2 protein-coding genes are annotated in these 1,576 nt (G+C 39.7%); both read right to left on the minus strand.

Translation table 11 applies throughout. The annotated features are described in order from the left end of the window. Positions 1-176 precede the first annotated feature (176 nt). Complete coding sequence (locus tag BUB81_RS21790; RefSeq protein WP_139241671.1) at positions 177-470, minus strand: hypothetical protein; 294 nt, start codon at positions 468-470, stop codon at positions 177-179. Positions 471-1,138: 668 nt separating this feature from the next. Then, positions 1,139-1,462 (minus strand): hypothetical protein, encoded by a 324-nt coding sequence (locus BUB81_RS21795; protein WP_073325477.1) that lies wholly within the window; start codon positions 1,460-1,462, stop codon positions 1,139-1,141. Positions 1,463-1,576 lie beyond the last annotated feature (114 nt).

The following is a 1,576-nucleotide window of genomic DNA, read 5'->3' on the forward strand; positions in this document are numbered from 1 at the left end:
GATTTTTCATGGCAAGTTCAATTAAGGAGACTTCAACTTCACATTCTATATCGACAGTTTCCAAGCTAAACGTCCCTTGAGCACATAACACCCCAAGAAGGGGCAATTACATGTGGGCTAAAATACGGAGCGAAGCGACGGGAGCCCACATGTAATTGTCCCGCTTACTTGGCTTGTTATACATCTTTGCTTGCAAGCTTTTTAACTTCCTCGATAGTTTCTGTGGCATTTGATACTTCCTTTGAATTACCACAACTACTAATAATAATTGGGCTATACGAGGCATTTGTAAAAATTAGATATTCTTTCCCAACGTCCATAGGGAATCTGCCACTATCCATATTATTGAAGGCAACTAAAATACCTGACAGCTTTCCCTTATAGATATATTGCACCTTTATTGAATAAAGCAGCGCGGTGTAAAAGCCTTGGTCGTCAGACAAATACGCTTCATCTACCACTTTACCCACGAACACAGATTCATTGTTTTCATATTCATTTTTGACGTTAGGTCTATCAGATAAGCATACCGCAGAGCTGCACGTTGTATAAAAGAACGACAAAATAACGAGCAAATTTCTCATATGAAGAAACAACCTATTCAAGGTGTATAACACTCGCATAACGGGCAATAACACGTAGGCTAAAATTAGAGCGAAGCGACTGAGCCTACGTGTTATTGTCCCAGCGAGCCCGCGAGCGAGTTAATGCGTTTGTTAGTACCCGTAAACCCAATACTACCTAGCAACATTATTTAATTTTATTCCTATTTTTAATTATTTCACGAAAGCTGAACTAGGTAAAAAATGGCGAAAGTAAATAAAAAGCTAACAGTACATCTAAAGCAAAAAGTGGGTAAATTAATTCTGCTTGGCCAATAGTGCCGCAAAAGTCCCACGAAAAGATAGAAATACATTCATAAACTGAAGTTGACCAGACATATGCAGTAAAACCGAATAAAACGCTCATTATCAAAAGACTTCTCAGCATTTTTAGATATAGCTTTTTGGATGGTTTTACTTTCAAGCTTCCTGCTCCGAGGGTACTAACACCCCCAAGAAGGGGCAATTACATGTGGGCTAAAATATGGAGCGCAGCGACGGGAGCCCACATGTAATTGTCCCGCTTGCTTGGTTTGTTAGGTGTCATTGTCTGAGAGAAAACCATCTAACCCTTGCTTGAGTATTAAACCATTAAGTCTTTTATTAACAGTTAAGCAAATGAAAATAGCTATGCCAATAGAAAGCGCGTTAGTAACAATATCATTACCGAACAATATTAACGAAAGTGCTGGAAATATGGCTCCCATTACTATTGAGGCAAACATGAACATCACGCTTTTAGCAGACAAGCGTTGTACAACAAATGCGTGATAGCGAGCTTTTTCCAAGATGGTAAATTGTTCGTTTGCATCTTTTCCATCTAGTTCTGGGAAATAGTTAATATAGTCCTTCGTATTCACTCTGTTCCTCCTTGACACCTAACACCCCAAGAAGGGGCAATTACACGTGGGCTATAATACGGAACGAAGTGACGGGAGCCCACGTGTAATTGTCCCGCTTGCTTGGTTTGTTAT

The organism is Marisediminitalea aggregata (assembly GCF_900129565.1).
Lineage (GTDB): Bacteria > Pseudomonadota > Gammaproteobacteria > Enterobacterales > Alteromonadaceae > Alteromonas > Alteromonas aggregata.